This is a genomic window from Pedobacter heparinus DSM 2366 (assembly GCF_000023825.1).
Classification (GTDB): Bacteria; Bacteroidota; Bacteroidia; order Sphingobacteriales; family Sphingobacteriaceae; genus Pedobacter; species Pedobacter heparinus.
Map to the genome: position 1 here is coordinate 4,931,999 of NC_013061.1, position 26,159 is coordinate 4,958,157.

The window sequence follows — 26,159 nt, forward strand, 5'->3', positions numbered from 1 at the left end:
TTAAAACGATTTCAGAAAGCATTTTATCCGCCCGATTTTTTGACTTTATAGCCCTCTTTTTGAAGCAACTGTATCACTTTATCTCTAAAGTCGCCCTGTATTAAAATTTCGCCATCCTTTGCGGCACCACCTACACCACATTTGGTTTTCAACATTTTGCACAATTTATCCAGCATATCATCGCTGCCCATAAAACCAGTAACCAGCGTTACCGCTTTACCGCCCCTGTTTTTCCGGTCAAGCATTACCCTTAAATCCTGCTGGTTATTTGGCAATTCTGCTAAAGGGCCCGCATTTTCTTCTTCATAGGTAAAAGATGGATCTGTAGAATACATGATCCCACCAAAATCATTTAATAGCTTCTTTTTAGACTTCATAATCGGGTGTAATGATATTTAAGGATAAAGGTTTCACCGATACAGCAATTTCCTGCCCCATAAAAAAAGGTTCCCCGTCAATATGGATGGCATCCTCCTTTATCCGGCTGATGTGTATGTTTTTTCCTTTAATGATCTCGACCAGTTTTGAACTGTCTGTTTTTGAATTCAGCATTTCATAGGCCAGCACTGGCAATTTATACATCGGAAATTCCTTCACAATACATACATCCAGCAAGCCGTCAGTTACGGATGCAGTAGGGGCAATATGTGCATTGTTGCCATATTGGGAGGAGTTGGCCACACTGATCACAAATGCTGTACGTACATATTCACTGCCATCAATTACAATCCGGTAGGTTTGCGGCTTATAGCTCAGTACCTCACGCAGGCCCAGCTTTAAATACCCGCTTAGTCCCCGCCCCTTATTACCGGCAAAAACAGAACTGATATGGGCATCAAAACCCATCCCTGCCATATTAAAAAAACATTTATCGTTAAAGGTAGCTGTATCAATCAGCTTCACCTGGTAATTATTGATCACTTTCAATGCCTTAACCGTATTCATAGGTATTTTTAAGAAGCGGGCCAGCCCGTTTCCTGAACCGAATGGTAAAATCCCCAGCACTTTATTTTGCTGCATCACTTTCGTCCCGATCTCGTTAATCGTACCATCACCACCAACAGCCACAATCACATCAAAGTTTTTGTTTGCAGCTTCCTCGGCTATTTCCGATGCATGCCCCACATATTCAGTGAACGCAAAATTTGCGTTAAACTTTGTACGGTCTAAATGCGCATCTATCAATCCGGGGAGCCGCAATTTATCCTTACCGCCGGATATTGGATTTATGATGAATAAAATATTTGATTTTAACAATTCTTCCCGATTAAGTTAAGGATACAAAATAATCGATATTTTTTGACTATTTAAATATATAGTGTAATTTTGCGGCACTAAAGTGGACTGATTTGCGATGCTAGGTAACAATAGCGGGATTGCAACCACGTAAAAAAAAGTGCTAACCTGTCATACACTTCATTTTACTGCCTGTTTTACAGGATCATCTTCCATTTTAATAATTGTTTACTGTTTAAATTAATTATTTAAAATGTCGTATTTATTTACATCAGAATCTGTTTCCGAAGGTCATCCGGATAAGATAGCAGATCAGATCTCAGACGCCCTTATCGATAACTTCCTGGCTTTTGATGCCGATTCCAAAGTGGCCTGCGAAACCCTGGTTACTACCGGTCAGGTAATTTTAGCAGGTGAGGTAAAATCTACCACTTACCTGGATGTGCAGCAAATTGCCCGCGATGTGATCAAAAAAATCGGTTACACCAAAAGCGAGTACATGTTTGAGGCCAACTCATGTGGTATCTTATCTGCTATCCATGAGCAGAGCCAGGACATCAATCAGGGTGTAGACCGTTCCAGCAAAGAAGAGCAGGGCGCGGGCGACCAGGGCATGATGTTTGGTTACGCTACCAACGAAACCGAAAACTATATGCCCCTGGCATTAGACCTTTCTCATACTCTTTTACAGGAGCTGGCCATTTTAAGGCGTGAGAACAAAGAAATCACTTATTTACGCCCGGATGCCAAATCGCAGGTAACCCTGGAATATTCTGACGACAATAAACCTGTACGCATTGATGCTATCGTAATTTCTACCCAGCACGATGATTTTGATGAAGAGGCCAAAATGCTGGCCAAGATCAAAAAAGACCTGGTAGACATTTTAATTCCGCGCATCATTGCCAAATACCCGCAATACGCACATTTATTTAACGATAAAATTGAATACCACATCAACCCTACCGGTAAATTTGTAATCGGGGGCCCGCATGGCGATACCGGATTAACCGGACGTAAGATCATTGTAGATACTTATGGCGGTAAAGGTGCCCATGGTGGTGGCGCTTTCTCGGGTAAAGACCCAAGCAAGGTAGACAGGTCTGCAGCTTATGCTACCCGTCACATTGCCAAAAACCTGGTTGCAGCCGGTGTTGCTGATGAGATACTGGTACAGGTAAGCTATGCCATTGGTGTGGCCCAGCCTATGGGAATTTACATCAATACTTACGGAACAGCTAAGGTTGGTAAAACTGATAGCGAGATCGCTAAGATTGTAGAGGGCTTGTTTGATATGCGCCCTTACTTTATTGAACAGCGCCTGAAACTAAGAAACCCTATATACAGCGAAACCGCAGCTTATGGCCACATGGGCCGCAAGCCGGAAACCGTAACCAAAACTTTCAGGTCGCCTAACGGTGAGGAAAAAACAGTTACGGTAGACCTGTTTACCTGGGAAAAACTTGATTTTGTAGATAAAGTAAAAGCTGCTTTTGCGCTGTAAGCAATAAGCATTTAAAATACCCAAAGCCCTCCTGTAGTCAGGAAGGCTTTTTTTTGCTCCAGCCTTTGGATTGTGTTTGGGATGAAGAGCAGTTTTAAACAATATTTATACAATGTTTACACAATGCTTATACAATGGTTATACAATCAAATATTGTTTAAACTTTGTTTTAGTCCTGTTTAAAAGAAGTTTAAAATTTGTTTTAAACTTAAACCCATCCCGAATGCATCTTTACCATAACCGGCATTAAAACAAGTTGAGATCAAACCATTTCTTCAACCGGTTGTTTTATATAAAAAAGAATAAAACCATGGAACATCCTATAGAAATGAATACACTGAGCCAGATTTTAGAGAAATTGAGGCTTAAAGGCTTAGACAACGAGATTAAAATGACCGACCATGGAAAAATGCAGGGGGTTGGCGTAAACAAGATTTACAATCCGGAAGACCTGACCATCATCAAAACTTACCGTTTTGAAGGGGATTCAGATCCTGGCGATAATTCTGTACTCTATTTACTGGAGGATAAAGACGGGCAGATCGGTTATATCTTAGATGCTTACGGCATGTACAGCTCACAGGAAAATGCAGGATTTGATGATTTCCTGAAAAAAATACCTACAGCAGACCGTGACCTCCAGGAATTGCTGAGTTAAAACACAATTGCCTATAAAAAAGCCCGTATAAAAAATAATCATACGGGCTTTTTTATGGGCAATGTCCTTATTTCTGTATCTCGATCGCAACCGGCCCGATCAGTCCGGCCCTTGGATTCCCACGATAAGCAGATGGAATAGTTTGATAGTGATTAGACAGCGTACTATACACCAATACTTCTACTTCATTAGTCCCTGCTTTCAGGAATTTAGTGATCTCAGTTTTATAAGGTTTGGACATCATCGTTACCGCATCCTGTCCATTTATTTTAACAGCACAGGTAGCCACAACTTCACCCAAATCGAGTGAAACTTTATTTTTCAATTGCTCTGCACTGAAACTTAAGGTCTTTCTGTAATACAATCCACCCGAATAATGCTTCATCTGCCCCGTTAGCGACCAGTCACCCGCTTCCAGCAATCCAGACCGGCAGAATAATTTTACAGGAAAAGGGAATGCGGCAACATCCTGGATGCCCGTTTCGGTTTCGATCTGCATGGCCACTTCTGCGATCTGCGCTTTCTTCTCCGGCAGGTTTACCTGATAAGTATTTAAACCAGATTCGGCTTTCAACAGCTGGATGTACTTTTTATCCAGCGGCTGTCCGTCTATCCAAACAGCAAGGTTTTTACCATAAATACCCATTTCCATTTTTTCTAAACCCGGCGCAGATTTGAACCGGTAACAATAGGCTTTGTTTTCGCCCTTATCCGGATCAAACATTAAATGCGGCACCTGATACCAGCGCATAGCCAGTATTTTAGAATAAGGGTCTACCTTTTCCGGAAGTGGGTTTGCTGCCGGCAAAAAGACAATGGCACTTCTCGGACGTTCATCACGTGAGTTTGGCCCGGTTTTATACCCTTTTTTAGGCACCTTGGCATAAGCGGCAAGTACAGCATGCCAGCCTTTATTCAGTTTGATCTCAGTGCCTGTTAAAGCCTTGCCATCCACATAAAAGCGATCTGGCACCCTTTCTCCCAGCTCTACATGGTACAATTGTTCCTGCGGGGCATAAACATAAGTTTTAAAAAGGTGGTCGCCAGCCCCATCCAAAATAAGGAAACCATCGTTTACCTTAGCTTTTAACCCATGGTAACCCTGCGGGCCGGGATGGTCCCAAACACCAAAACGCCAGCTAAAACGGTAAGGTTTCCAGCTGTCCAGCTTTCCGTCAAGTGCCTGGCCTATTAAGGCATCAAAATTGTTGGAAGCAGAGTCCAGCAACCATTGCATCTGGTAGCTGTAATCGTAAATGCCTTCTTTCCAGCTGTTGTCATTAAATGCAGCAGCTGTCCAGTCTTTAGCCGCATTGGCCTTAGTGCTGAATTTAAATGTACGGGCTTCCGTACCGATCATACCATCAAAGGCGGGCAGGCGGAAATCCCCCCATTTGTTGTTCATGGTAGGCAGAAATTCTATCTTCCAGTTTCCTGTCACCGGAATTTTTTCAAGAGCAACTGCATCAGATGTTTTTTTGCTTTCTATCAGCGGTTCTCCTGGCGAGAAAACAATGAGTGATGAATTGGTATAACCGGCATCTGACCGGATATAAGTTCCTGCTGCAGTCTGTTTAACAACAGGCAAAACTTTGGTCTCGCCGGTTTTGGCATCCCATAATTCGGCACGGCCCAGGGCCCGGTAAAAAACTTCGTTGCCCGGTTTTACATTCATTGTCATGTATACCTCTTTATTTCCGACCCTGCGGTGCAGCACTTTGCCCCCTCCTTCACCAGGAATAAAATCAGGTGTAATGTGTTGCGCCAATACAGTTGCAATATTCAGCGTATCGGCAAGCAAACCCTTCCCTCCGGCAGCATTCTGATGAATCTCGGCCTTTTTACCGGCTTCCAGTTCTCTTGCCGTTAAGCCGAAAATTTCTTTTACAATGGCATCAACCTCCGGATCGTTGCTGCCTTTACGTGTACTGGCCATAGGCAATGCACCGGTGGCTACTACTATTCCTCCCTTACGATAAAAATTTAGCGCCTGTTGCAAAGCCTCGTGGTGCATCGCTTTCATATCAGGTAGGATCAGCACCTTAAAAGACATATCTGATACTTTCAGGGATTTGTCACTGATCTCTGTTTTAAGAAGGGATCTGTAATCCATAAAATCATAATCCAGGCCGGCATTGCTTAATGTTCTTGCAGTGGCAAAACTTATATCGGGCCTGCTGCCCGGAAAAGCCTGCATGGGTTCGGTAGGGTACATCAGGGCAATATCGCTAACATGGATGCCCTGGCTCATCAAATAACTCAGGCGCTCCCCATATTCCAGCCATTTTTTCATATGTGGCCAGTAAGGCATGCGGTAGTGGAAATCAGGTGGTGCCCACTCCCACCATCCGCCATGCGTGGTGTAATAGAGGCCATGCATACAAATGAGATTACCCCCTGCTATAAAATGGTGGTCCAGCTGTTCGGCCAGCCATTCGCCACTGCTGCCCCAGCCCATGCTGTGAAAGGCTTCCAGCCAGGTGCGTGGACGCTTGTATAAATGTGCAACAGAGCTGGATACTTTGGTCTGTAAAAAAGAAGAGCCTCTGGCCGGGGCATCATTTCCTGGGGCAGTATACCAGCTTTCTATACGAAAATAATCTACATAATTGAGGGGTTCCAGCCCCCGGTCCAGGTTATCTGAGCCATAAATGAGCCCGCGGCTGGCATGCCAGTTGTAAATGGGCTTAAAATATCTTTCCTCGGCCAGTTCTATCAGCACATCGGCATAATCCATACGGATTTTTGGGGTGATTGCACCGATATTTTCTTTTAAGGCTGGCAGATAGGGCAGTACGTCGTAGCCTTTTATACGGCTAAACTGCTCTGCAAAATCTTCCGACCAGGTGTTCATGTCAAAAGGGATGAACAGCTCATCCTGGAAAAAATAGTTCATTCCTTTGCGGCCCTGGGCATCCATTTTATCTTCAAAGCGCTGAAAATAATGTTTTACCAGTTCCTTACCATGATCGGGATGCAGCATGTAGTTATTGCTGGCCACAATGGTATATATTTTCCAGTTGCCATTGTTTGGTGCTTTAAATTCAATACTTCCGTTTTTAACCTTTCCTTTAAGGTCTATAAAGGCGGCCCTGCCTGTAACCGGCCAGGCAGTAAGGCTAATCAGATCTGGTGGGACTGCCTTTTTTAAGGAAGTACCTGCTGCTATGGTATCGATTTTTATAACCAGCGCACCCTTATAGGATTTGAAACGTTCCAGGTCGCGTACCTCATCGGTAGAATAGCCGTTACCTACCCAGCCTATGGTATAATCGTCAAGGCCTGCAGCCAGGCCCCGTTTTGCGGCTTCGCCGGAAAACCAGTTCCAGGTTTTCCACCATTCATCAGAATATACTGCGGGATTACCATGTTCGGTACGTCCATAAAGGCCATAGCCCAGCTTTTTATTCAGTTCTGCATCTGCGCCCCTGGGATCGGTATGCAGGTAGCTTATTGCAAAACCATCTGTAGAAGATTGTTTAAGGATATCCAACTGTTCAGTTAAGCGTGCGCGCGAAAGCGTATCACCGTTCCACCAGAAGAAAGGGACATTTCCATAGCCTTTAGGTGGGTTACCGAAGCCTGGCCGCACATCAAAGTCCGGATTTCTTGTTGGGTAGCCACTAAACTTTGTGTCGTGTGGCAGGCCATTCTTTTTCTGTGCAAAAGAATGTTGGGCAGCGCCTGACAACATCAGCAATACGCAAAGCATATAAAGTGTTTTCATATTCATTCTGCTTAAAATAGGTTGGTTTGGGTTTTCATTTCTTTGTACCGCTTTAGTGCTTCGAGGTAATAATAGTCGCCATAAGTAAGGGGCACATCCACTTCAGAGCCTTTGGGCATATGACCTACACCATGCTTAAGGATAAACCCGCCGTTTGTACCTGTAGCAGCCTTATATTGTGCAGAAGAAAGTGTCTTTATCATTTTTTCGGCAGTTTTAAAATAATGCTGTCCCTGCTCTCCTTTATTATACCGGCAAAGTTCCAGCAGTGCTGATGCCATAACGGCCCCTGCCGAGGCATCTCTTAGCGCGTTGGGAATGTCGGGAGCATTAAAATCCCAGTAAGGTATTTTATCCTGGGGAAGGTTGGGATGCTTTAATATAAATTCAGCGATATGGTTGGCCTGCTCCAGGTACTTTTTGTCTTTGGTTTCACGGTACATCAGCGTATAGCCATATAAGCCCCATGCCTGCCCTCTTGCCCAGGCCGATTCATCGGCATAGCCCTGATCTGTTCTTTTCTTTTGTACCAGGCCTGTTTCCGGGTTGTAATCGATGACATGATAGGAACTGTAATCGGGCCGGAAATGATTTTTCATGGTGGTACTGGCATGTGTAACGGCTATTTTATAATAACTGGAGTCGCCGGTTTCCTTTGTTGCCCAGAACAGGAGTTCCAGGTTCATCATGTTATCTATGATCACCAGAAACTCGTCAGGTTTTGCATCCCATGACTGGATGCAACCCACTTTAGGGTTAAACCTGCTGGCCAGCGATTTGGCGCTGGTGATTAAAATGTCTTTATACTCAGGTTCTGGTTTGATCCTATCGGCCATTCCGAAACTGCAGTACATCATAAAGCCAAGGTCGTGAGTGCTGGTATTGTTTTTCTCTTTTTCCAGCACTTTCAGGATCCTGCGGGTTTCGTTATAAAGTGCTGTATCTTTCGTTTGTTCATAGATATACAACAAAGAACCTGGATAAAACCCGCTTACCCACCAGTCGGAATTGCAGGCTTCGAATTTGCCTGTAAGGGGATAAAAAGTTTTCGGGAATTGGTTTGGGGGAAGGTTTTTCATCATCAGGTGGTATTGTTTACCTGCATCGGCAAAGGTGCTGTCGATGTTTTTTAACAATAGGGGGTCTGTTTTAAAAACCGGCTCCTTTACTGCACATCCTGCTACAATCGAGACGCCAATCAATACGCATAAGTAGGTGTTTAATTTATTCATTACTATCTGGTTAATTTCTATTCCAATTGTAATGGAGCACGCAACCTTTCCTGCTCCTTTTCCGTTTGTTCTGTGTTTAAAAAGATCCCCCGCCTGGATCATTGGCGGGGGATTATTAGCTATTTTACGGTAACATTTACTTCTCCCAGAATTACATACACCTGGGGCCCGCTTATGGCTTTAACCATAAGGTACCTGGCCTGAGGCAGATTTGGAATGGTATAAATCTGCTCATTATTGGTAAGTCGGTCAAAATTGTAAGTACCCAGGTCGGTCCAGGTAGTATTGTCCAGACTTCCAAAAAACTGCACAACGTTAGGCCCGCGCTCATCAGGAGCTGTCTGTACCCATCTCCATAAGCTAACCGTTCTTAGTGTTCTTTGTGTACCAAAATCGACAGTAACAAAATGCGGGTAACTGGCACTTACCAATGAAAGCCAGCGGGTGGCTGGATTACCATCTATCATATTGGCCGGAGCACTTACATTATTTGCATCGGTAGTATTGTAAGAAGAATATGCTGCAATCTTCCACTCGGTTTTGTTTAACAAAAATCCATCTACCAGCTGATCGTTGGTATAAAAAGGATCAATTGCAGTAGGATTTAAATGCTGCGTCCTCAGCTTATAACCTGTTTCCTTTTTATAATCTGTTAATTGCAGCGACAGCGTACCTGGTAAAACCGTTACTGTTTTCAGAGCTCCTGCAGTTGTAGTGTATTCTACCTCTGATTTCACAATTGTACTGCCCGCCAGCACCGGTTCAAATTGAATGGTTAAAGTATTGGCAAGGTTAATTGTGGATGACACTGCGAGGCGGTTAAGCAAGGTGCTGCGATAGCGTTCGCCCCATACATCCCCAGACACTTCTACTGGAACAGATACCCTTCCATCCTTATCATAAGTTTTAATGATAAAGGTATAGTAATTTTCTGCCAGATTTGGAATGGTATAACTGATGATATCCTGATCTGCCGGAACAGGGACTTCCACAGAATCCCTGTAGTTGTTCCAAAAAATCCTAGCCTTTACGACTTTTGGATCTGTACCACGGGCCCAAGAGATCTGTATCCGGTTAAGACCTGGCTTAACCGAGGGTGAAGTTGCTTTTCCAGGGTAGATAATCCCATTTGGAACTACATACTTCTCGTAAGTACTATCCATTCTTTTACAGGCAATAAACATGCTAACACCTGCGAATGCTATTGATAAATATATTCTAGTCTTCATTTTCTAATTTTAACAGGTTAGCATTTAAAATTTACCCCAGAAAGTAAGTTCTGAAATGGTGACCTGCCCGGTTCCACCCCATGTTTCGAGCGTTTTAAAACGCAGATAACGATACGCAGGAGGGGTATCCGGCATTTCAAAATCTTCACCATTCGTATAACCATAAGCGATATCTTCTTTGGTTACCCCTACGGCCCCGGATGGTTTATAGGAATCAAATTTACCGATCAGTGTCCAGCTTGCCCAACTGCCATCCAGCGCGGGGGCGTTAGAACCATACAGTTCGAAAGATTTTACGCAGGCACCCGTATAAGTATAGGGGTCTGTCCGTTGATGCTCTTTCATGCGGCTAAGTACCACCGGTACTTTCAGATCAATAGAAAACCACTGCGGTATAGGTGTATTGTTACCTGAAGCATAGATATTGGTGCTTGCCACCCCATCCCACATAAAGCTTAAGGCATAAGCGGAAGATAATGCCGCCTGGTCTGTAGGTAAGATATAAGTGCCAAAAGGCTTGGGTACTCTTTGTTCGAACAGCGGGGTCAGGTCTTTGACAATGGCCAGCGACTTATTGCCCCAGCGATCTCTCAGATAAACAGAGAACTTCATCTGTTTGGAACTCAGGCCGCGTATAGAATAGGATCCGGCGGCTGCAGCAGTGTAGAATGTTTGCAGCGGGCGTAATACACCGGCACCTGCAGTATCCGCATCGATAACAATGGCCAAGTTGGCCTTCAGTGTATTTTTAATCCTCACTTTTACACCCCCAAAGCCCGGTTCTATACTTAAATCACCATAAGCGAGTTCGACAGGCGGGGTAAGCGGCTGAATCTTTACGGTTACAGGTTCGGAAATTTTTTCATTTTTCCCAATGCTATAAACTTTTACTTCATGTTCTTTGGTATCACCAAAGCCTTCAAGCCTTAAGGTATCTGTATAAATGGAGGATTTACTTTCTTTAAATACGCCGGGCTGGATTTCATAAACTGCCTTTACATAAGATAAACTGATATCTGCATTCAATTTATAAGTCAGCATTGCCCCACCTGGTGTATTTTCGACCTTTATATTGGTGACCTGACCCGGAGCCGCTTCACTGGTATCAATATGGTCTAATCTAGACTGTTCCTTACAGCTTTGGACAATTACAACTGCCAGCAGGGCCAACACTATGTATATTAATCTTTTCATGATTTCTTTTTTAAAATTAATTCCATTACCAACCAATATTTTGGATTAAATTCTTATTGTTCAGGATATTGTTATCACGAATCGGCCAGAAATAGTCTTTCATTGAAAATCTGGGTGTAAACACCAGTTTTCTGCGGTAGTATAAATTTGCAGTAGACTGCTCGATGTCCCATCCCTGAATCGGCTTGATATACTCCTGAGGAGCTTCTTTCCATCTTCTAAGATCCCAGAAACGGGCACCTTCAAAAGCAAGCTCTATTAAGGTTTCCCTGTGGATAATATCTTTCATCCCGGCCTGAGTCGTGTACTTGGTATTATTTGCATACAGATCCCAGGATTCTTTAACTGATTTGAGACCAGCCCGGGCACGTACTTTATTGATATAAGTATGTACTTCTGCAACAGGTCCGCTTTTCTCATTCAGTGCTTCTGCATATAACAGATATAATTGCGACAAACGGATTAACGGCCACGGATAATTGTTGACGCTATAATCGGTCATTGCACTACCCTGGGTATTTTGATAATGCACGTATTTTTTAATAAAATAGCCAGTTACCGAACCATAATCTGGTTTTCCTTTACCATTTTGCTGCCCCTTTTTGGCCATTACATAATATGTACTTGCAGGTACTGCATCATTAAAATAACCCTGTCCGTACCAAATGCCCCCATCAAAGCCCAGATTGGCATAAAAACGTGGCTCACGGTCGAAATTGACAGAGGAGGTTTCATAATTTAATTTAATGAGCCGCTGATCTTCAACCGTACCTGCCCTTGTAGCTGGCTGGTTCAGGTTCCAGGTCCTATCTTCCGTTGTAGGTACGCCATTCTCGGTGTAAAACATGTCTACGATTTTTAACGGCGGGGCCAGTTCGTATCCAATGAAGGGATTGTCCTGGTATAATGGGTTGACATTAGGTGTTGCATTTAACTGGATGTTAGCTGAAAGGCTTTGGGTATTTGCCCAGATAATTTCAGAATTCCATTTTTCTGCGAAAGCATTTCTTAAGCTGAGTTGCAATTTCATCTGATCCGACAACACGAAGGTTGATGAAGCCGCATTGAACTCATACAGTTTTAACCCTGCTGCCTCGCATACGTCTATTGCCTGTTTACAGGCTACTACAGCCGAATCCCATTTAGCAGGAACCACCTGCTGGTTAAATAGTTGTGTCCCATCAGCGTTTTTTAAACTGGCCTGATCGGCATTTCCATTAAACAATGGGCTTGCAGCCGTTACCATAACTTTAGCCTTTAAAGAATACACAATAGGTTTGGTGATACGGCCCAGCATTTTAACCGGATCATTGATGGTAGGCTGTAATACATCTTTTGATTCATCGAGCAATTGCTTGATATAAGCAAAACAGCTGTCTACAGGTGCTCTGGTAATTTTCACAGAGGAGATGTTTACATCAACCGGCAAATTCTCTTTGATCAGCGGAATTGGCCCATACATACGTACCAGATAAAAATGGTAATAAGCTTTAAGGAATTTGACCTCAGCAATCCATTCTCTTTTTTCTTCTGGCTTAAGGTCGGGTACCCTCTCTACATTTTCCAGGAAGATGTTACAGTCGCGCAAGCCTTTATAGAGGTTTACCCAAATAAATTCTCCGACAGGATTAACCGTAGCCTGACGCCCCATTGCAATTTCAAAAATTCCATGGTTGAAATTTGGTTTTGGCGGACGGTCAATTGCCCATATTTCATCGCCACCTAAAATTGAAGGGTCCTGGTCTAGGCTACCATCCTTTGGCATGTAAGAATAACAGGTATAGAGGTATTTTTCCGCTTCTGAGCGCATCGCAAATGCATTGTCTATGGTTGCGACGTTATCAGGGATAATGTCCAGATATTTTTTACAGGAACTTAATCCGGAAATAACAATAAGGATGGCAACTTTTAAGCACCACTGCCTTTTTATAGCATATTTCATATCGTATGTTTTAATTAAAAGGTTAAATTAAGACCTGCGTTAAATACCTTTTGCAAAGGATAGCCAAGGCCATTACCAGCCATTTCAGCATCCCATATCTTAAATTTGCTCAACATCAGCAAATTGGTTCCACTCACATAGATCCTGAAGTTTGTGGCCTTGATGCGCTCTACAAGTTTTTTAGAGAAGGTATAGCCTATTTCGACTTGTTTTAACCTTAAAAAGGCTGCATTGCGCATAAACCAGGTACTAGGCTGGTTATTATTTGCATTTGGTGTATTGCTTAACCTTGGTAAAGTAGCATATACATCCCTGTTTTCTTCCGACCAGTGGCTATCTGCGTAAGCCTTTAACAACTGATTGGTAAAGATGCGACCTGATGTTGACTCTAAAGTATTTGGATAGTAATAGGGTACAAAAGGAGATGTAGCTGCAGGATCAATCCAGAATGACTGGTTGGCTGCCCCTTGTGCAAATGCTGAAATGTCAAATTTCTTGTAGCTTAAAGAGAACCCAAACCCGTACACCACTTCTGGAACTGTGGGGTTACCAATTGGCACCATGTCTGCCTCATTAATTTTTCCATCACGGTTTACGTCCGTATACTTAATATCTCCGCCACCATACACACCAAATTCCTGTTTTGGAGAGTTGAGTGCTTCCTGATCATCTACAAACAAACGTTCTGCGATATAACCATAGGTCTGCTGTAAAGAATTTCCAACCCTTGACCGCCATGGTTCTGCATAATCAGGTTCTTCATATACCCTGTATTTACTGGTTGCATAGGTAAAATTACCGCGTACGGATAGCCAAAGGTCTTTAGACCAGGCCTGCTGAAAGTCGAGAGAGATATCTACTCCCCTGCCGCTTGCTTCACCCAGATTTGACTTGGTATCGGCAGATAAACCCATGGTATTTGGAATGGAGGCCCTCGACATCAGGATATTGTCCCTTTTTTCTGTGAAATACTCTGCTACCAGGTTCGATTTACCGAAAAGGCTTAATTCCATGGCCATATTTTGTTTGGTGGCCCTTTCCCAGGTGATGTATGGGTTGGCGTATCTCGTTACCAATACTCCATCTTTAAATTCGGTAAGATCACGGCCGAATACTGCACGGCGGACGTTTGTTTGCCCTATTAATACATTAGACAAGTAGAAGAAGCGGTCTTTGACATCGCCGATCTGGTCGTTCCCCACCAATCCGTAGGTATAACGGAAACGTAAATTGGTAACGATGTTTTTAAGCGGTTCAAAAAACTTCTCGTTGGAAGCACTCCAGGCTACACCTGCCGACGGGAAAAAACCGAACCTGTTGGCTTCTGCAAAGCGTTCCGTTCCATTGTAGCCAAAGTTAAATTCTGCAAAATACCGTTTGTCGTAAGCATAAGTTGCACGACCTGATACGCCCATATTTCTGGATGGGAGTGATTGTAAAAGATCTCCGGCATTGGCATTAAGACTTTGCCTGGCAATCATAACCAATAAGCCGCCAACGTCATGTTTAGCGCCAAAAGTTCTGTTATAGTTAACGGTGGATTCAAAATAGAAAGTAGAGGTTAGCTCTTTAGGCCCCTGGTCAAAGCCCAGGTATTCTGTCCCATTGGTATTGATCTGGGCTATTGAGTATTGGTTAGAGATGGGATCATAAGCACCAACCTGATAATAGAAAGGATTATAAGCCCTGTTGTAGTTAAATTTGGAGGTTCTGGTTAAGTTAACCATCGCCCTTGCTGATAAGCCCTTGGTAATGACATCCAATCCCTGTTTTAATTCAAACTGGGCCAGCATCTGGGACCTGCTTTCATCTTTATATCCCCTTACCATGTCGGCATAAGGATTAATGTACTTATTGCCCAAATCATAATTTCCGAACATAATGTGTTTAACAAACTTATGTTCCTCATCTATGGGGAAATAAGCAGGGAAAAGTACGGGATTGGAACGCATAACCTTCCTGTACATCTCCGTACCTCCATCAATCGGACCTGTATAATCATCAAAATTACCGCTTAAACGAACAATCAACTCGGTAGACTTGGTCAGGTCTATATTTACATTGGCACGCAGTGAATAACTTTTCAGGTCAATGTTGTTGTTAAAGTTGTTCTTATTATCAACATTTAATATACCGTTATCTTTAGTATAAGACCCTGCAACATAATACCTCGTTATCGGCCCGCCTCCACTTACATTTAAATTATAACGCTGATTGGTGGCATAGTCTTTAAACAACATTTTGCGCCAGTCGTTGGCCGGATAAACCAATGGGTTGATGCCTTTAGCGGTATTTTCTATTTTATCTTCAAGGTAGGGCAATGCCAGTAAAGGATTTCTTGTTGCAGTTGCCTCATTTGCAAGTTTCATATAGGTTACCGGGTCTGCCAGTTCAACATTGCTGGTGGGTGCCGTTGCAGAGTTTTCTACTCTTAGTGACACTTTTGGCTTACCGGCAACCCCCTGTTTAGTGGTTACCAGGATTACCCCATTGGCTCCTCGCGCACCATATAGCGCCGTTGCTGTAGCATCTTTCATGATAGAGAAAGTGGCAATATCATCGGTTTGCAACCGGGCCAGATCAGTTGTAGTAAGCTCGATCCCGTCGATTAGGATCAAGGGTTTGGTATTGGTACCAAAGGTAGTGATTCCGCGTACGAAGAAATCGGCATTGTCCGCTCCGGGTTCGCCACTCCTTTGATAGGCTATTACACCGGCCACCCTACCTGCAAGCGACTGGGTAAGGTTACTTGAAGGAATTTTCAGGTCGCCCGGTTTTATAGTAGTGATGGATCCGATTACGCTTTCTTTTTTCTGGGTGCCGAAAGCTACAACAGCAACCTCTTCCAGTGCATTTTTAGGATCCGGTAGTAATTTCACGTCGAGTGTTTTCTGACTGCCGACTGTAATTCTTTGTGTGATGTACCCCACAAAAGAAAATACCAGAACCTCGGCATCATCATTGACCTGTATGGTAAATTTTCCATCTCCGCTGGTTACTGCTCCCCGTTCTTTACCCTGTACTTTTATAGTTACTCCGGGCATGGACAGACCTGTTTCGTCGTAAACTGTACCAGTTAAGACCCGCTGGACGGTTTGACTACTTTCGTTAATACAGTTGGTGGTGTAATTAAAAACTCCCTGCTTTTTTGTATTGAAGGCCTTTACCGAAACGGCACCGCACATCAGGATACAGGCAAGAAGAATAGGTATTTTTTTCATGTTGTATAACTTGGTTAAGTGTTATGATTCACGAAAACAGAGGGTTTGTTTGGTTATTCTCTTTTCGTTATGAATTGATTTCCTGGGCTTCCATACGCTATAGCGCATTAAAAGTTACATGTAGTATTGATCTAAATCATAAGCGGGTTCCTTTCATGGTTTGTTTGGTTTTGGTTTTTAAAAAGTAGCAAAGAACTTTACCATCAGCTGGAAATAATGTTCGAATTCAGTTAAAGGCAGGGTTTCGGCTTTATCGTACACATCATGATAAGCCTGTATACCGCCCATGGTGTAAATGAAAAAAGATGGAACCCCTTGCTGGTAAAACGGACAATGGTCACTTTTACAGGCTTCATCCCTTATTTCTACCTTTGGTACCAGCTGATACTGGGTATTGAGTTTTGACAGCAGATCAAACTGTTTTCTGAATATGGTTCCGTTTACGACCTTAATGCCTTCTTCGCCGGTACCTGCCAGGTCAAAATTGACAAGGAATTTAATTTTCTTTAAATCGATGAGTGGATTTTTGACAAATGCTTTAGAGCCTAGCAAACCAATCTCTTCACCAGAAAATGCAATAAAGACAGTATTGTATTTGGGCTGGTACTGCGCGTAATAACGCAGTAGGTTGAGCATGAAGGTGGTACCACTGGCATTGTCGTTTGCACCGGGGAAATAAACTTTGCGGCCCAGCATGCCCAGGTGATCGTAATGGGCAGTGATGACAAGTGTAGAATCTGAGCCAGAATACCCTTTTATCATTCCGGCAACATTCCGCGTCTGGTAATCCGGGACCAGTTTACTGTCTACATCAACGGTAATGGTTTGAATGGTTTTAGGATCAAGCCTTGGTTTGTTCACTTGTATGACAGGCCGTGAATTTTGATAAGTGAGGGTTGTCCAGGTTAGTTTTTCTGTTGTAAAAATAATTAAGCCTTTAAAATTTAGCTTTTCGCTACTGCGCAGGGCCCTTACATGGGCAGAGATTATTCTTTGTTCTTCGGCACTTTCCTTCCCGGCATCCCTGTTATCCAGCAAAATGAAAGAAGCCGCAGCTTTATGAATCAAGCTTTCGAACTTTTCGGGGGTATTGATATCGGCCCTGCCCACCGTGACCACCTTAAATTTACCATGAACAGCGGGACTGGTGGCATCAATCAGATAATCTACTGCTGTTTTGAGCTTGGTGTTGTTGAGTTTTACACGCACTTTTCCAGGAAAGGTATTTACGGAGAGTTGAAAATCCTGAAAATAGGATCCTTTGTTTAGTGGGATCAGGTGAGATTTCTCAAATTCCCTGGCTATGAATGCAGAGGCGATCTGGTCTCCATTTGCCACATAGCCCCTACCCTTAAAAGCGGCTGAGGTTAAGGTTTGGATCACTTTTCTGGAATAATCCATATCTTGTGCGGCAGCATTAAAAGCAAGAGCCAAATGCATTGATATAGTTAAGAATAATAACAGAAGTCGTTTTTTAGCTAACATAAATTTCAGGTTAAGGAATAGAATGATCGGCAGGCATGTTAACACCACTCCATAGTTTTTTCGAGGTCCAGTCGGCCGGCGCCCCTGTCCAGAATACATCGTTTGCTGGCAGGCCCAGTGGCAACAATCCTGCTGTACATAAGTACAAACTTCCGGTAGACATATAATATTCGCCTACATCAACCTGATGTCCGCAAAAGCCTATAGTTAACCATCCATTTTTATCAAATGTACCCGGGGCCTCGATCATGCGTTTAATGACCAGTGACATGGCCCCTCTTACCTGTTCCGGACGGATGTTTTCCGGGAGTCTAGACAGCAATGCAATGTGTGCCAGGGCTTGCAAGGCCCCAAAACGATAAACCAGAGACCTTCCGACGGGTGGAAATGTACCTTCAGGAGAGATGGTACGCTCCTGGATTGCAGCGTATCTGATGGCCCTTTCCAATACAGTATTGTAAACTTCCTGTTTTTCCAGGCCCTTGTCTGTCACAGTTTTTACGATGTCGATCAGCATGGGGTGGATCACAAAACTGTTGTAATAGTCGAAATGAAATTTAGGCCCATCGCCATAGATACCATCACCTTTATACCATTCTTCCAGTTTTTTGATGGCATAATCGATGCGCACTATGTCGCCATCATCACCTGCTCGCATTAAAAAGGCTTCTATCATTGCCGTAAAAAGCAGCCAGTTGTTGTAGGTTGGTTTAATGTTGCGTGTAGACTTTAGGGCATTGATGACATTTCTCTTTGTTTCTGCATCTAATGGCTCCCAAAGCTGCTTGGGAGCCCTGATCAACGAATGAGCTAAAAAAGAAGCGTCTACCAGGGCCTGTTCATATTTCTGGGAAGTAAACTGCATGAAATCCGGTGAGGATGGGTTGACTGCATTGGCAAGGCTTTTACGGGCGAGCAGGATATATTTCTCCCTGAGTTTTCCTTCTGCTGTAGAATCGATACCAAGCTCCAGCCACGGTGCCATTCCGGCCATCAGGCGTCCGAAAGCTTCCAGGTAAGTGACTTTAGTCCGGTCGAATTTGCTGGAGGGATTCACTTCTACGGGCATGTCCAGTTTAAGCCTGCCCCTGCTTAAGCTTTCCAGTACAGGGTCGGCGATTTTTGTGAGCACAGCAATCCAGTATTTCCTGCTTTCTGCATTTTTTTTCTGCATACCTACAGGATTTTCGGAAGCGGGCCGTGCATCGGCTGCATTTATACCCAATCCCATCAGGGCTGCGGGTGGTACTAAAGATAAAAATCGGCGCCTGTACATGATGATCGGTTTATTGGGTCAGTTCTAATTTAATGGTTTTCAGTTCTTCAGAATTTGGGCCCATCATGACTGTGAAACTGCCAGGTTCGGTAATCCATTTGCCATCTTTCCAGAATTCAAGCGAACGGGAAGAAATGGGCAGGGAAATCTTTTGGGTTTCGCCCGGACGCAGGCTAATGCGTTTAAACCCTTTTAATTCTTTAATTGGCCTTGCCAGTGAAGAGATGTCATCACGAAGGTACAGCTGCACAATTTCATCGCCAGCCACTTTACCGGTATTGGTTACTTCGATTTCGGCAAAAACAGTTTCACTGGCTTTCATGCTGGCTTTAGAGAGTTTTGGTACTCCATATTTAAATTGTGTGTAGCTGATGCCATAACCAAAGGGATAGGTTGCACCTTCTGTAGTTCCCCACATCATTCTTGGCCTGCCTGGTATTAAAGTATTATAAAATGCAGGTACCTGACCTACATTTCTTGGGTAGGTAACAGTTAATTTTCCGGAAGGGTTCAGATCGCCAAATATGGCTTCTGCAATGGCAGTACCTGTTTCCTGCCCCAGAAACCATCCGTCTAATATGGCCGGAACATGGTCTTTGGCCCATTGAATAGCGGCCGGACGGCCATGCAGCAATACCAGTACTACAGGTTTGCCTGTGGCTACAATGGCCTGCATCAGCTTATCCTGGTCGCCCGGCAAGGTAATGTCGTCCCTATCCACATTTTCCATTACGGTTTTATCATCATCGCCCAGCACCAGGATACATACATCAGCTTCTTTTGCAATGGCAACGGCTTCTGCAAGCTGCGTATCTTTTGGATGCTGGATATCAGTCCCTTTCGCATACAATACCTGTGCATTTTTACCTACAGCAGTTTCGATGCCTTGTTTTACAGTAATGAAGTGTTTAGGCTGCTGGGTAGAATAAGTGCCCAGGCGAATGGTATCGGCATTTGGACCAATTACGGCTATCTTTTTGAACTGACTTTTTTTAAATGGCAGCAGGTTGTTGTTTTTTAGGAGGATGAGACTTTTGCGGGCTGCTTCGAGTGCAAGTGCATCGTGTACAGGATTATTTAGTACGGTTTTATAGTTTGATCTGGGGCTGGACAATGAGCCATCGATCTGCGAAAAGAATACATCAGCATTTACATCTGCATCTTTTGTACCTTTTTGTAATTCGGTCATTTCCTTGCCCAATGGATTTTCTTCTTCGTCGAGGTGCAGGGCAATCTTAAATTCCAGTACTTTTCTAACGGCGTCGTCGAGCAGTTTTACCGGCACTTTTCCGTTTTTTACCGCGGCGACCAGTGGGGGGCCATACATTCTTTTATCGGCCCAGGTCTGTTTAAAGGCAAGCTCGGTATGCACACCTGCTTCCAGTGCTTTTCTGATGGTTTCTTCCTGGCTTTCGGTGGCGAACAAGCGCTCCTGAACCCACCTCAGGTCGTTGTTATCAGAAACCACCAGACCATCAAAGCCGTATTCCTTTCTGAATACATCGTTTAGGGTATAGGTATTGATGTGACAGGGCACCCCATTTAAGGTATGATGTGCAGGCATGACCGAACCAACCTGAGCTTCTTCTACTGCAGCCCGGAAAGGCGGAAGGTGAACTTCGTGCAAACTACGCAGGGAAATTTCGACTGCAGCACCATTGGCACCCAGCAGGGGTTCACTATCGGCCACAAAATGTTTAGCTGTTGCCACTACATGGTCCTTATCGAAGCGGTTTTTGCCACGGCCCTGCAGGCCATTGATAAAGGCTACGCCGATTTTACTGACCAGGTAGGCATCTTCTCCATAACCTTCTTCGAAACGGCCCCAGCGCGCATCGCGCAAAACCCCAAGCATTGGGGTATAACAGTGGTGTATGCCTAAAGCCCTGGCTTCTTTTGCAATCACGGTAGATACCCTTTCGACAAGCGAAGGATCCCAGGAACTGGCTATGGAAATGGCCTGAGGGAAAGAAGTGGTGCCGGCAGCAACCACACCATGCAGACATTCACCGGCCTGCATATGGGGGATATTTAATCTTTTATTGGCATTGGGATAAAATGAGGCCAGCTGATGCGCTTTTTCTTCCAAGGTCATTTTACTCAGCAGGAGTTCTACTTTTTGCCTTTCTTGTTTGGTTAAGGGAATATAACCGGTTTTTTCCTGGGCCTGTACTTTTAAAAGCTGCAGACCTGTAAAGAAGAATAGTATAAATTGAAATAGCCTCATAATATTTAAAGTGTAGCAGTCGATTGCAAGAAAAAGAATAAACTGTGCAGAGGTTTAACCCTGCACAGTTGAAATTTGTGTATACTCAGCAAAAATTAATAGCCAGTATTGTTGGGCATTTTGGCTCCGGTGTTTCTGTCTATTGCTGTTTGAGGAATTGGCATCAGGTTGTTCATCATCTGAACTGTAGCCTGAGATTTCTCATATCCATATTTTTTGGTCCTATCATAGATCTTTCCTAAGCGAGCCAGGGTCATCATTCTGAATTCTTCCCCATATAGCTCTCTGGCCCTTTCATCAAGGATATAGTCTATATCTACATTTGCTGCAGCAACCGGTGTGGCATTTGCACGTCTTCTTACTACATTAATATCGTCAGCAGCAAGATCTGCTCTTGATTTTCCCAGATAGGCTTCAGCACGCAGGAAATAGGTTTCCGGTAAACGAACGACATAAAAATTCCTTACATAGCCATTATCTGGTACTTTATTGATGTGCTTATCCGTACCAAATTTTGCCCAGTTCGGGAATACATAAATCATGGTATCATCCCTTGTGGTCAGGAAAGATTTTGGGATTAATGTGGCCTTTTTATACAACAGATTTCCAGCAGCATCTTTAATATCTGCACCGAAATAATATTTGCGTTTGATATTGGTTTCGTTATTCCTGATGTCATTTCCTGAATTTTTCCAGATGGTATAATTGGTATAATTGGTTGGCCTTGCATAAGCAACCCCACGACCAGTACTGTCTTGTGCAACACCAGGATAACCAATCTTTGCGAGACCCCAGTAGTTACACCACATCATCCGTTCAATTAGCGGTCTTCCCGCAAACGTAGTTCCTCCAGGGATAGAAGCACCTGTAGGACCTTGTGCAAACTGCGCAATAAAAATCCCTTCATTGTTACCCGCTTGTCTGTTTTGGTTTCCCATCACAAACAGGTCATAGTAATAATCTTTATCCGTTTCAGAACTGCGTGCGCCAAAACGGGCGTTTACCAAACCATAAGTACCATCCGTACCATCAATAACCCTGGTTGCGGCAGCAATGGCACCATCATAATCTTTCATTGCGAGGTTAATTTCTGCCAGATAGTGATCTGCAGCGGCCCTTACTACCCTTCCAGGTACAGTATGGGTAATTGGAAGGTTAAGCCTGGCAAATTCCAGGTCCTTTTTTATAAAGAGTAGGACCTCCTCACGTGTATTTCGTACAAAATCCACTTTTGCTGAAGTGACCGGTTTATCGACAATAGGAACCCCACCGTACAAGTGTACCAGATTGCGATAAGCAAATGCTCTGAAAAAGTAGGCTTCTGCCAGGGCTTGATTTTTATCAGTTTCTGTGGCCCATGGAAATCCAGGTTTTAATGCAGACTCGATCAATTGATTGGCATTTTTAAGCAAAGCATATTGATTGTTAAACCAATCAGCCGAATAGGCTTCTACTGAATTCACCAGACCCCAGTTGTTGTATTTGGCGTTGTCATCCCGTGGATCGAAACAAACATCGGTACCCAGACCCAGGATCCATGCTTCATGCGGCCCGTCGTTCATGTTGTAGATCAATTGTACATACCTGTAAAAGGTTCCGCTTAAACCTTCCAGCTGTGCTTTATTGGTATAGGCTGTTTCAGTACTGATCCTGTCGTCCAAACTTTCCCTCAAAAACTCATCATCTTTACAGGAAGCAAGTAGTGCTAATAGTCCTACTGCGACTACTCGTATATTTCTATGTAATTTCATATCTATTCATATTTTAATTAAAACCCTAAGTTTAAGCCAAAGGAAACAGTTCTCATAATAGGCGTATTGGCGTTTACCGATGTCTGAGAAGACCCGCCGTTACCACCAATCTGTGCCCCATTGGCTGGATCCAGACCTGTCCATCCTGTAAAAGTCAGTAAGTTGGTACCACTTACGAACAACTTCAAATTATCTACTTTTAACTTGTTGAGCAGTTCTTTCGGAAGACTGTAGCTTAATGAGGCCGTTTGCAAACGCACGAATGTACGCGACTGGTAAAAACCATATGAAAACGGATTTCCATAGTTAGGTCTTACAAATTCATTGCTTTCACGATCCGGCATCCATGGGTTTTGGCCGGCAATCCAATTTCCTGAAGTTGGCAAAAGCGACGCTGGATTTAACCCGCGTGGATTGCCCGACATAAAGAAATTGTTCTTTCCACCACCAATGATAGCGTTAACAGTAAAAAACAATTGGAAATTTTTGTAATTAAAGGTATTGGAAACATTGAAGTTGAAGTTTTCCTTGCTGTATCCAATTACGGACCTGTCGTTAACGTCTATCATCCCATCACCATTGATGTCCTTGATTTTAAGGTCTCCAGGAAAGAATATCTGGGCTCCACCTGCAGTTTTGTATTTGTTCATATATTCCGTATCAGAACTTTGCACGATTCCCTCAACGGTATAATCATAAAACCCTAATAAAGACTTACCAATGAACAATGAGTTTTCCGGCTGGTCTTTATCATCAGGCAAATGCGTCACTTTATTTCTGTTCAGCCAGAAACTGATTCCAGAGCTCCAGCTAAATCCATCATCAGATTTTATGTTGGTTGAATTTAAAGTTATTTCAATTCCCCTGTTCTGAACTTCGCCGAGATTCGATTTTACGGAACTAAAACCAGTGAAAATTGGCAGCAATCGTGTTAGAAGTTGATTATCGGTTTTGCTGGAGTAAACATCAACATTACCGGTTAAGCGCTGGTCTAACAACTGAAAATCTACCCCAAGGTTTAAGGTATTTGTAGTTTCCCAGGTAAATGTTTTATTAGCCAGTGTGGAAGGAGTACTGATTAAAAAAGAATTGCTGCCAAAAACGGTAAACAAGGTGTTGTCAGTAAAAGCAAGTGAAGAGTATGACCCTACCGATTGGCTACCTGTTTTTCCATAAGAAGCCCTTATTTTCAGGTAGTTTACAAATTTCACATCTTTCATGAAATTTTCTTCACTCAATGCCCATGCAACAGATCCCCCTGGAAAATAACCGTACTTAAAGCCTTCGGCGAATGCAGAATAACCATCACGCCGCAAGGTAAATGTACCGTAGTACTTTGATTTATAGTTGTAATTTAACCTGCCGAAATAACCAACATTGGTTGTTTTAGCAAATTCAGTATTTGTTGTAATGACTTTACCCGTATTTAAACCGTTCATCCCTAACAAGGTGGTTCCGGCTGCAGAGAAATCGGATGAATTTACCCTCAGCTGTTCAGTTGTACTGAAATCGCGGGTATAACCAAACAAAGCGTCAATATTATGGTCCCCAAATGAACGGTTATAGGAAATCAGGCTATTGATTACCCAGCTGTTTCCCTGATTATTTATCCTGTACCCATTTGCTCTGGACAAAAACTGTGCAGGATTCGCAATGTCTCCAGGAAGCAAAGTGTTCACTTCACCAAATTCGTGGTGGAAAAAGCCTGTATTCGAAACCGATTTTGTCCCTGTAGCTTCAAATCTATAGTTCAAACCTTTGATAAAAGGTATTTTCGCATTGATAAACCCGGTACCTCTTATCGTATTTTGCTTGTTCAAATCGTCATCATAGACTCCAGGTTGAGTAACATTAGTAGGGCTACCCCAGAAAGGACTGTACATTGACGTATTTCCTGTGGGGTAACGCTGGTAGATATCGCTGCCATCTACATACCTGTAACTGTATGGGGATATATAAGTAGCCATGTATAAGCTTGGCGAATTGCCTGTAAAATCACGTGACGAATAATATCCGTTTGCACCAAACGATAACCAGTCTGTAATATTATTCTCTACTTTTAGGGTGAGGTTTGGCTTCTTAAACTTATCGTTGTACAACACCCCTTTTTGGTTCAGGTAACCCGCTGAGAAATAATAATTGGTGTTATCTGTTTTTCCGGAGACACTTAATTGGTAATTCTGGATAGGCGCAAATTGTGTAACTTCATCCAGCCAATTTAAGGTATGCCCCTCATTATACGCCTTATACTCTAGATTCGACAACACTTTCGTCATATCTGTAATGTCCTGACCCCTGATAGACATATTGTCTTTTCTCCACTGAATAAACTCATCACCGGCTTTCATTTTAGGAACCCTTGTCCAGTTTTGTACGCCATAATAGGTGCTGAAGTTGATCTGAGGTTTTTCTGTTCTGCCACGCTTGGTAGTAATTACAAGTACCCCATTTGCAGAACGTGAACCATAAATGGAAGCAGCACTACCATCTTTCAGGATATCATAAGAAGCAATATCGTTCATATTGATCTCATTAAGGTTTCCATCAAAGATCACCCCGTCTAAAATGATTAATGGATTTCCTCCCCCACTGATAGAATTCTGCCCCCTGATTGCAATGTTAGGGGTAGCACCTGCAGCATTTGAAGGGCCAACATTGATACCAGATGTACCTTGTAATGCTTCTAACGCATTTACAAACGGGACACTGGCTTTAGGACCATCTTCTAATCTGACGGTAGTAATTGAGCCGGTGACATCTTTACGCTTTTGCGTACCGTAGCCGATTACAACTACATCATTTAACTGATTGGCCGCAGGGACAAGGGTAATGTTAATTTTTGTGCGGTTATTTACCTTTACTTCCTGGCTAATATATCCCAGGTAACTAACAGTAAGCGTCGCGTTACTCTCTGTAGTTAAAGAATAACCTCCGTTTACATCGGTAACGGCACCACCACCTGCCGAACTTTTGATGGTTGCCCCAATAATGGTCTCGCCTTTTTCATCCATCACCTTACCTGTGATGGTTATGGGGGCCAACATTTTCTTTGCTGCTACAGCTTTACCGGAGGCGGCCAGTAAGACTATAAAAACAGAAGCAAGCAACAATTTTGTAACCCTCAGACTTAAAAAGTTACAATTTAGTAGTTTGAGTTTTGTCATACTTCATGAATTTAGGTTGGTTAAAAGTTTCTATTTGGTTATATTTTGCAATCGATTGCCTTCTGATTACTTTATTTTCAAAAAAACAATCACAATATAAAGTGTGCGAACACACAATCACATCATATTGCTTACACAAACATAATAAAATATTAATGTGTGCGAACACAATTTTGAAATTATTTTTTATTACCGGTTTTTTGTTGCTATGTTTGGCTACAGTGTTTTTTGATTTTCACATCATAGCATGTGGTTAAGCTTTAAAAAGAATCTGTACGCTAAACTGTTAAAACAGCAAAAATTGCAACAACCA

General features: G+C 43.1%; 15 protein-coding genes. 2 read left to right on the forward strand and 13 right to left on the reverse strand.

The genetic code is table 11. The annotated features are described in order from the left end of the window. Window positions 1-23: 23 nt before the first annotated feature. Both PHEP_RS20400 and PHEP_RS20405 read right to left on the reverse strand, forming a co-directional pair. Window positions 24-377: a translation initiation factor gene (locus tag PHEP_RS20400; RefSeq protein WP_015809891.1), complete on the reverse strand. Its 354-nt coding sequence runs from the start codon at window positions 375-377 to the stop codon at window positions 24-26. After that, on the reverse strand, window positions 367-1,257 hold the full coding sequence (locus tag PHEP_RS20405; RefSeq protein WP_015809892.1) for a diacylglycerol/lipid kinase family protein: 891 nt from the start codon (window positions 1,255-1,257) through the stop codon (window positions 367-369). The genes PHEP_RS20400 and PHEP_RS20405 overlap by 11 nt, the downstream gene beginning before the upstream one ends. Window positions 1,258-1,489: 232 nt before the next feature. Between PHEP_RS20405 and metK the strand changes: the two genes are divergently transcribed. Further along, a complete protein-coding gene (metK, locus tag PHEP_RS20410) occupies window positions 1,490-2,740 on the forward strand; it encodes a methionine adenosyltransferase (protein ID WP_015809893.1) in 1,251 nt (416 codons plus the stop codon). Window positions 2,741-3,050: 310 nt separating this feature from the next. Beyond that, entirely contained in the window at window positions 3,051-3,398 is a 348-nt protein-coding gene (locus PHEP_RS20415; protein ID WP_015809894.1) for a hypothetical protein, read from the forward strand. Window positions 3,399-3,465: 67 nt separating this feature from the next. Here the strand turns inward: PHEP_RS20415 and PHEP_RS20420 are convergent, their stop codons facing one another. From PHEP_RS20420 to PHEP_RS20470, 11 genes are all read right to left on the reverse strand, one after another. After that, window positions 3,466-7,125, reverse strand: a complete 3,660-nt coding sequence (locus tag PHEP_RS20420; RefSeq protein WP_036675317.1) for a glycosyl hydrolase — start codon at window positions 7,123-7,125, stop codon at window positions 3,466-3,468. Window positions 7,126-7,136: 11 nt separating this feature from the next. Next, window positions 7,137-8,357, reverse strand: a complete 1,221-nt coding sequence (locus PHEP_RS20425) for a glycoside hydrolase family 88 protein (RefSeq protein ID WP_036675319.1) — start codon at window positions 8,355-8,357, stop codon at window positions 7,137-7,139. A 119-nt stretch (window positions 8,358-8,476) separates the two neighbouring features. Continuing rightward, the gene (locus PHEP_RS20430; RefSeq protein WP_015809897.1) at window positions 8,477-9,586 is read right to left on the reverse strand and encodes a DUF4998 domain-containing protein; all 1,110 of its coding nucleotides are present in this window, start codon (window positions 9,584-9,586) and stop codon (window positions 8,477-8,479) included. 24 nt (window positions 9,587-9,610) lie between these two features. Next, window positions 9,611-10,780, reverse strand: a complete 1,170-nt coding sequence (locus PHEP_RS20435) for a DUF5000 domain-containing lipoprotein (protein WP_015809898.1) — start codon at window positions 10,778-10,780, stop codon at window positions 9,611-9,613. 25 nt (window positions 10,781-10,805) lie between these two features. Next, window positions 10,806-12,722: a RagB/SusD family nutrient uptake outer membrane protein gene (locus tag PHEP_RS20440; RefSeq protein WP_015809899.1), complete on the reverse strand. Its 1,917-nt coding sequence runs from the start codon at window positions 12,720-12,722 to the stop codon at window positions 10,806-10,808. Window positions 12,723-12,736: 14 nt separating this feature from the next. Further along, window positions 12,737-15,943: a SusC/RagA family TonB-linked outer membrane protein gene (locus PHEP_RS20445; protein ID WP_015809900.1), complete on the reverse strand. Its 3,207-nt coding sequence runs from the start codon at window positions 15,941-15,943 to the stop codon at window positions 12,737-12,739. 177 nt (window positions 15,944-16,120) lie between these two features. Continuing rightward, window positions 16,121-17,383, reverse strand: a complete 1,263-nt coding sequence (locus tag PHEP_RS20450) for a M28 family metallopeptidase (RefSeq protein WP_015809901.1) — start codon at window positions 17,381-17,383, stop codon at window positions 16,121-16,123. A gap of 55 nt (window positions 17,384-17,438) precedes the next feature. Next, complete coding sequence (locus PHEP_RS20455) at window positions 17,439-18,704, reverse strand: DUF2264 domain-containing protein (RefSeq protein WP_143715784.1); 1,266 nt, start codon at window positions 18,702-18,704, stop codon at window positions 17,439-17,441. 10 nt (window positions 18,705-18,714) lie between these two features. Beyond that, a complete protein-coding gene (locus PHEP_RS20460) occupies window positions 18,715-20,931 on the reverse strand; it encodes a glycoside hydrolase family 3 N-terminal domain-containing protein (protein ID WP_015809903.1) in 2,217 nt (738 codons plus the stop codon). A gap of 95 nt (window positions 20,932-21,026) precedes the next feature. Continuing rightward, window positions 21,027-22,682 (reverse strand): RagB/SusD family nutrient uptake outer membrane protein, encoded by a 1,656-nt coding sequence (locus PHEP_RS20465; protein ID WP_015809904.1) that lies wholly within the window; start codon window positions 22,680-22,682, stop codon window positions 21,027-21,029. 17 nt (window positions 22,683-22,699) lie between these two features. Further along, window positions 22,700-25,846: a SusC/RagA family TonB-linked outer membrane protein gene (locus PHEP_RS20470; RefSeq protein WP_015809905.1), complete on the reverse strand. Its 3,147-nt coding sequence runs from the start codon at window positions 25,844-25,846 to the stop codon at window positions 22,700-22,702. Window positions 25,847-26,159: the final 313 nt, after the last annotated feature.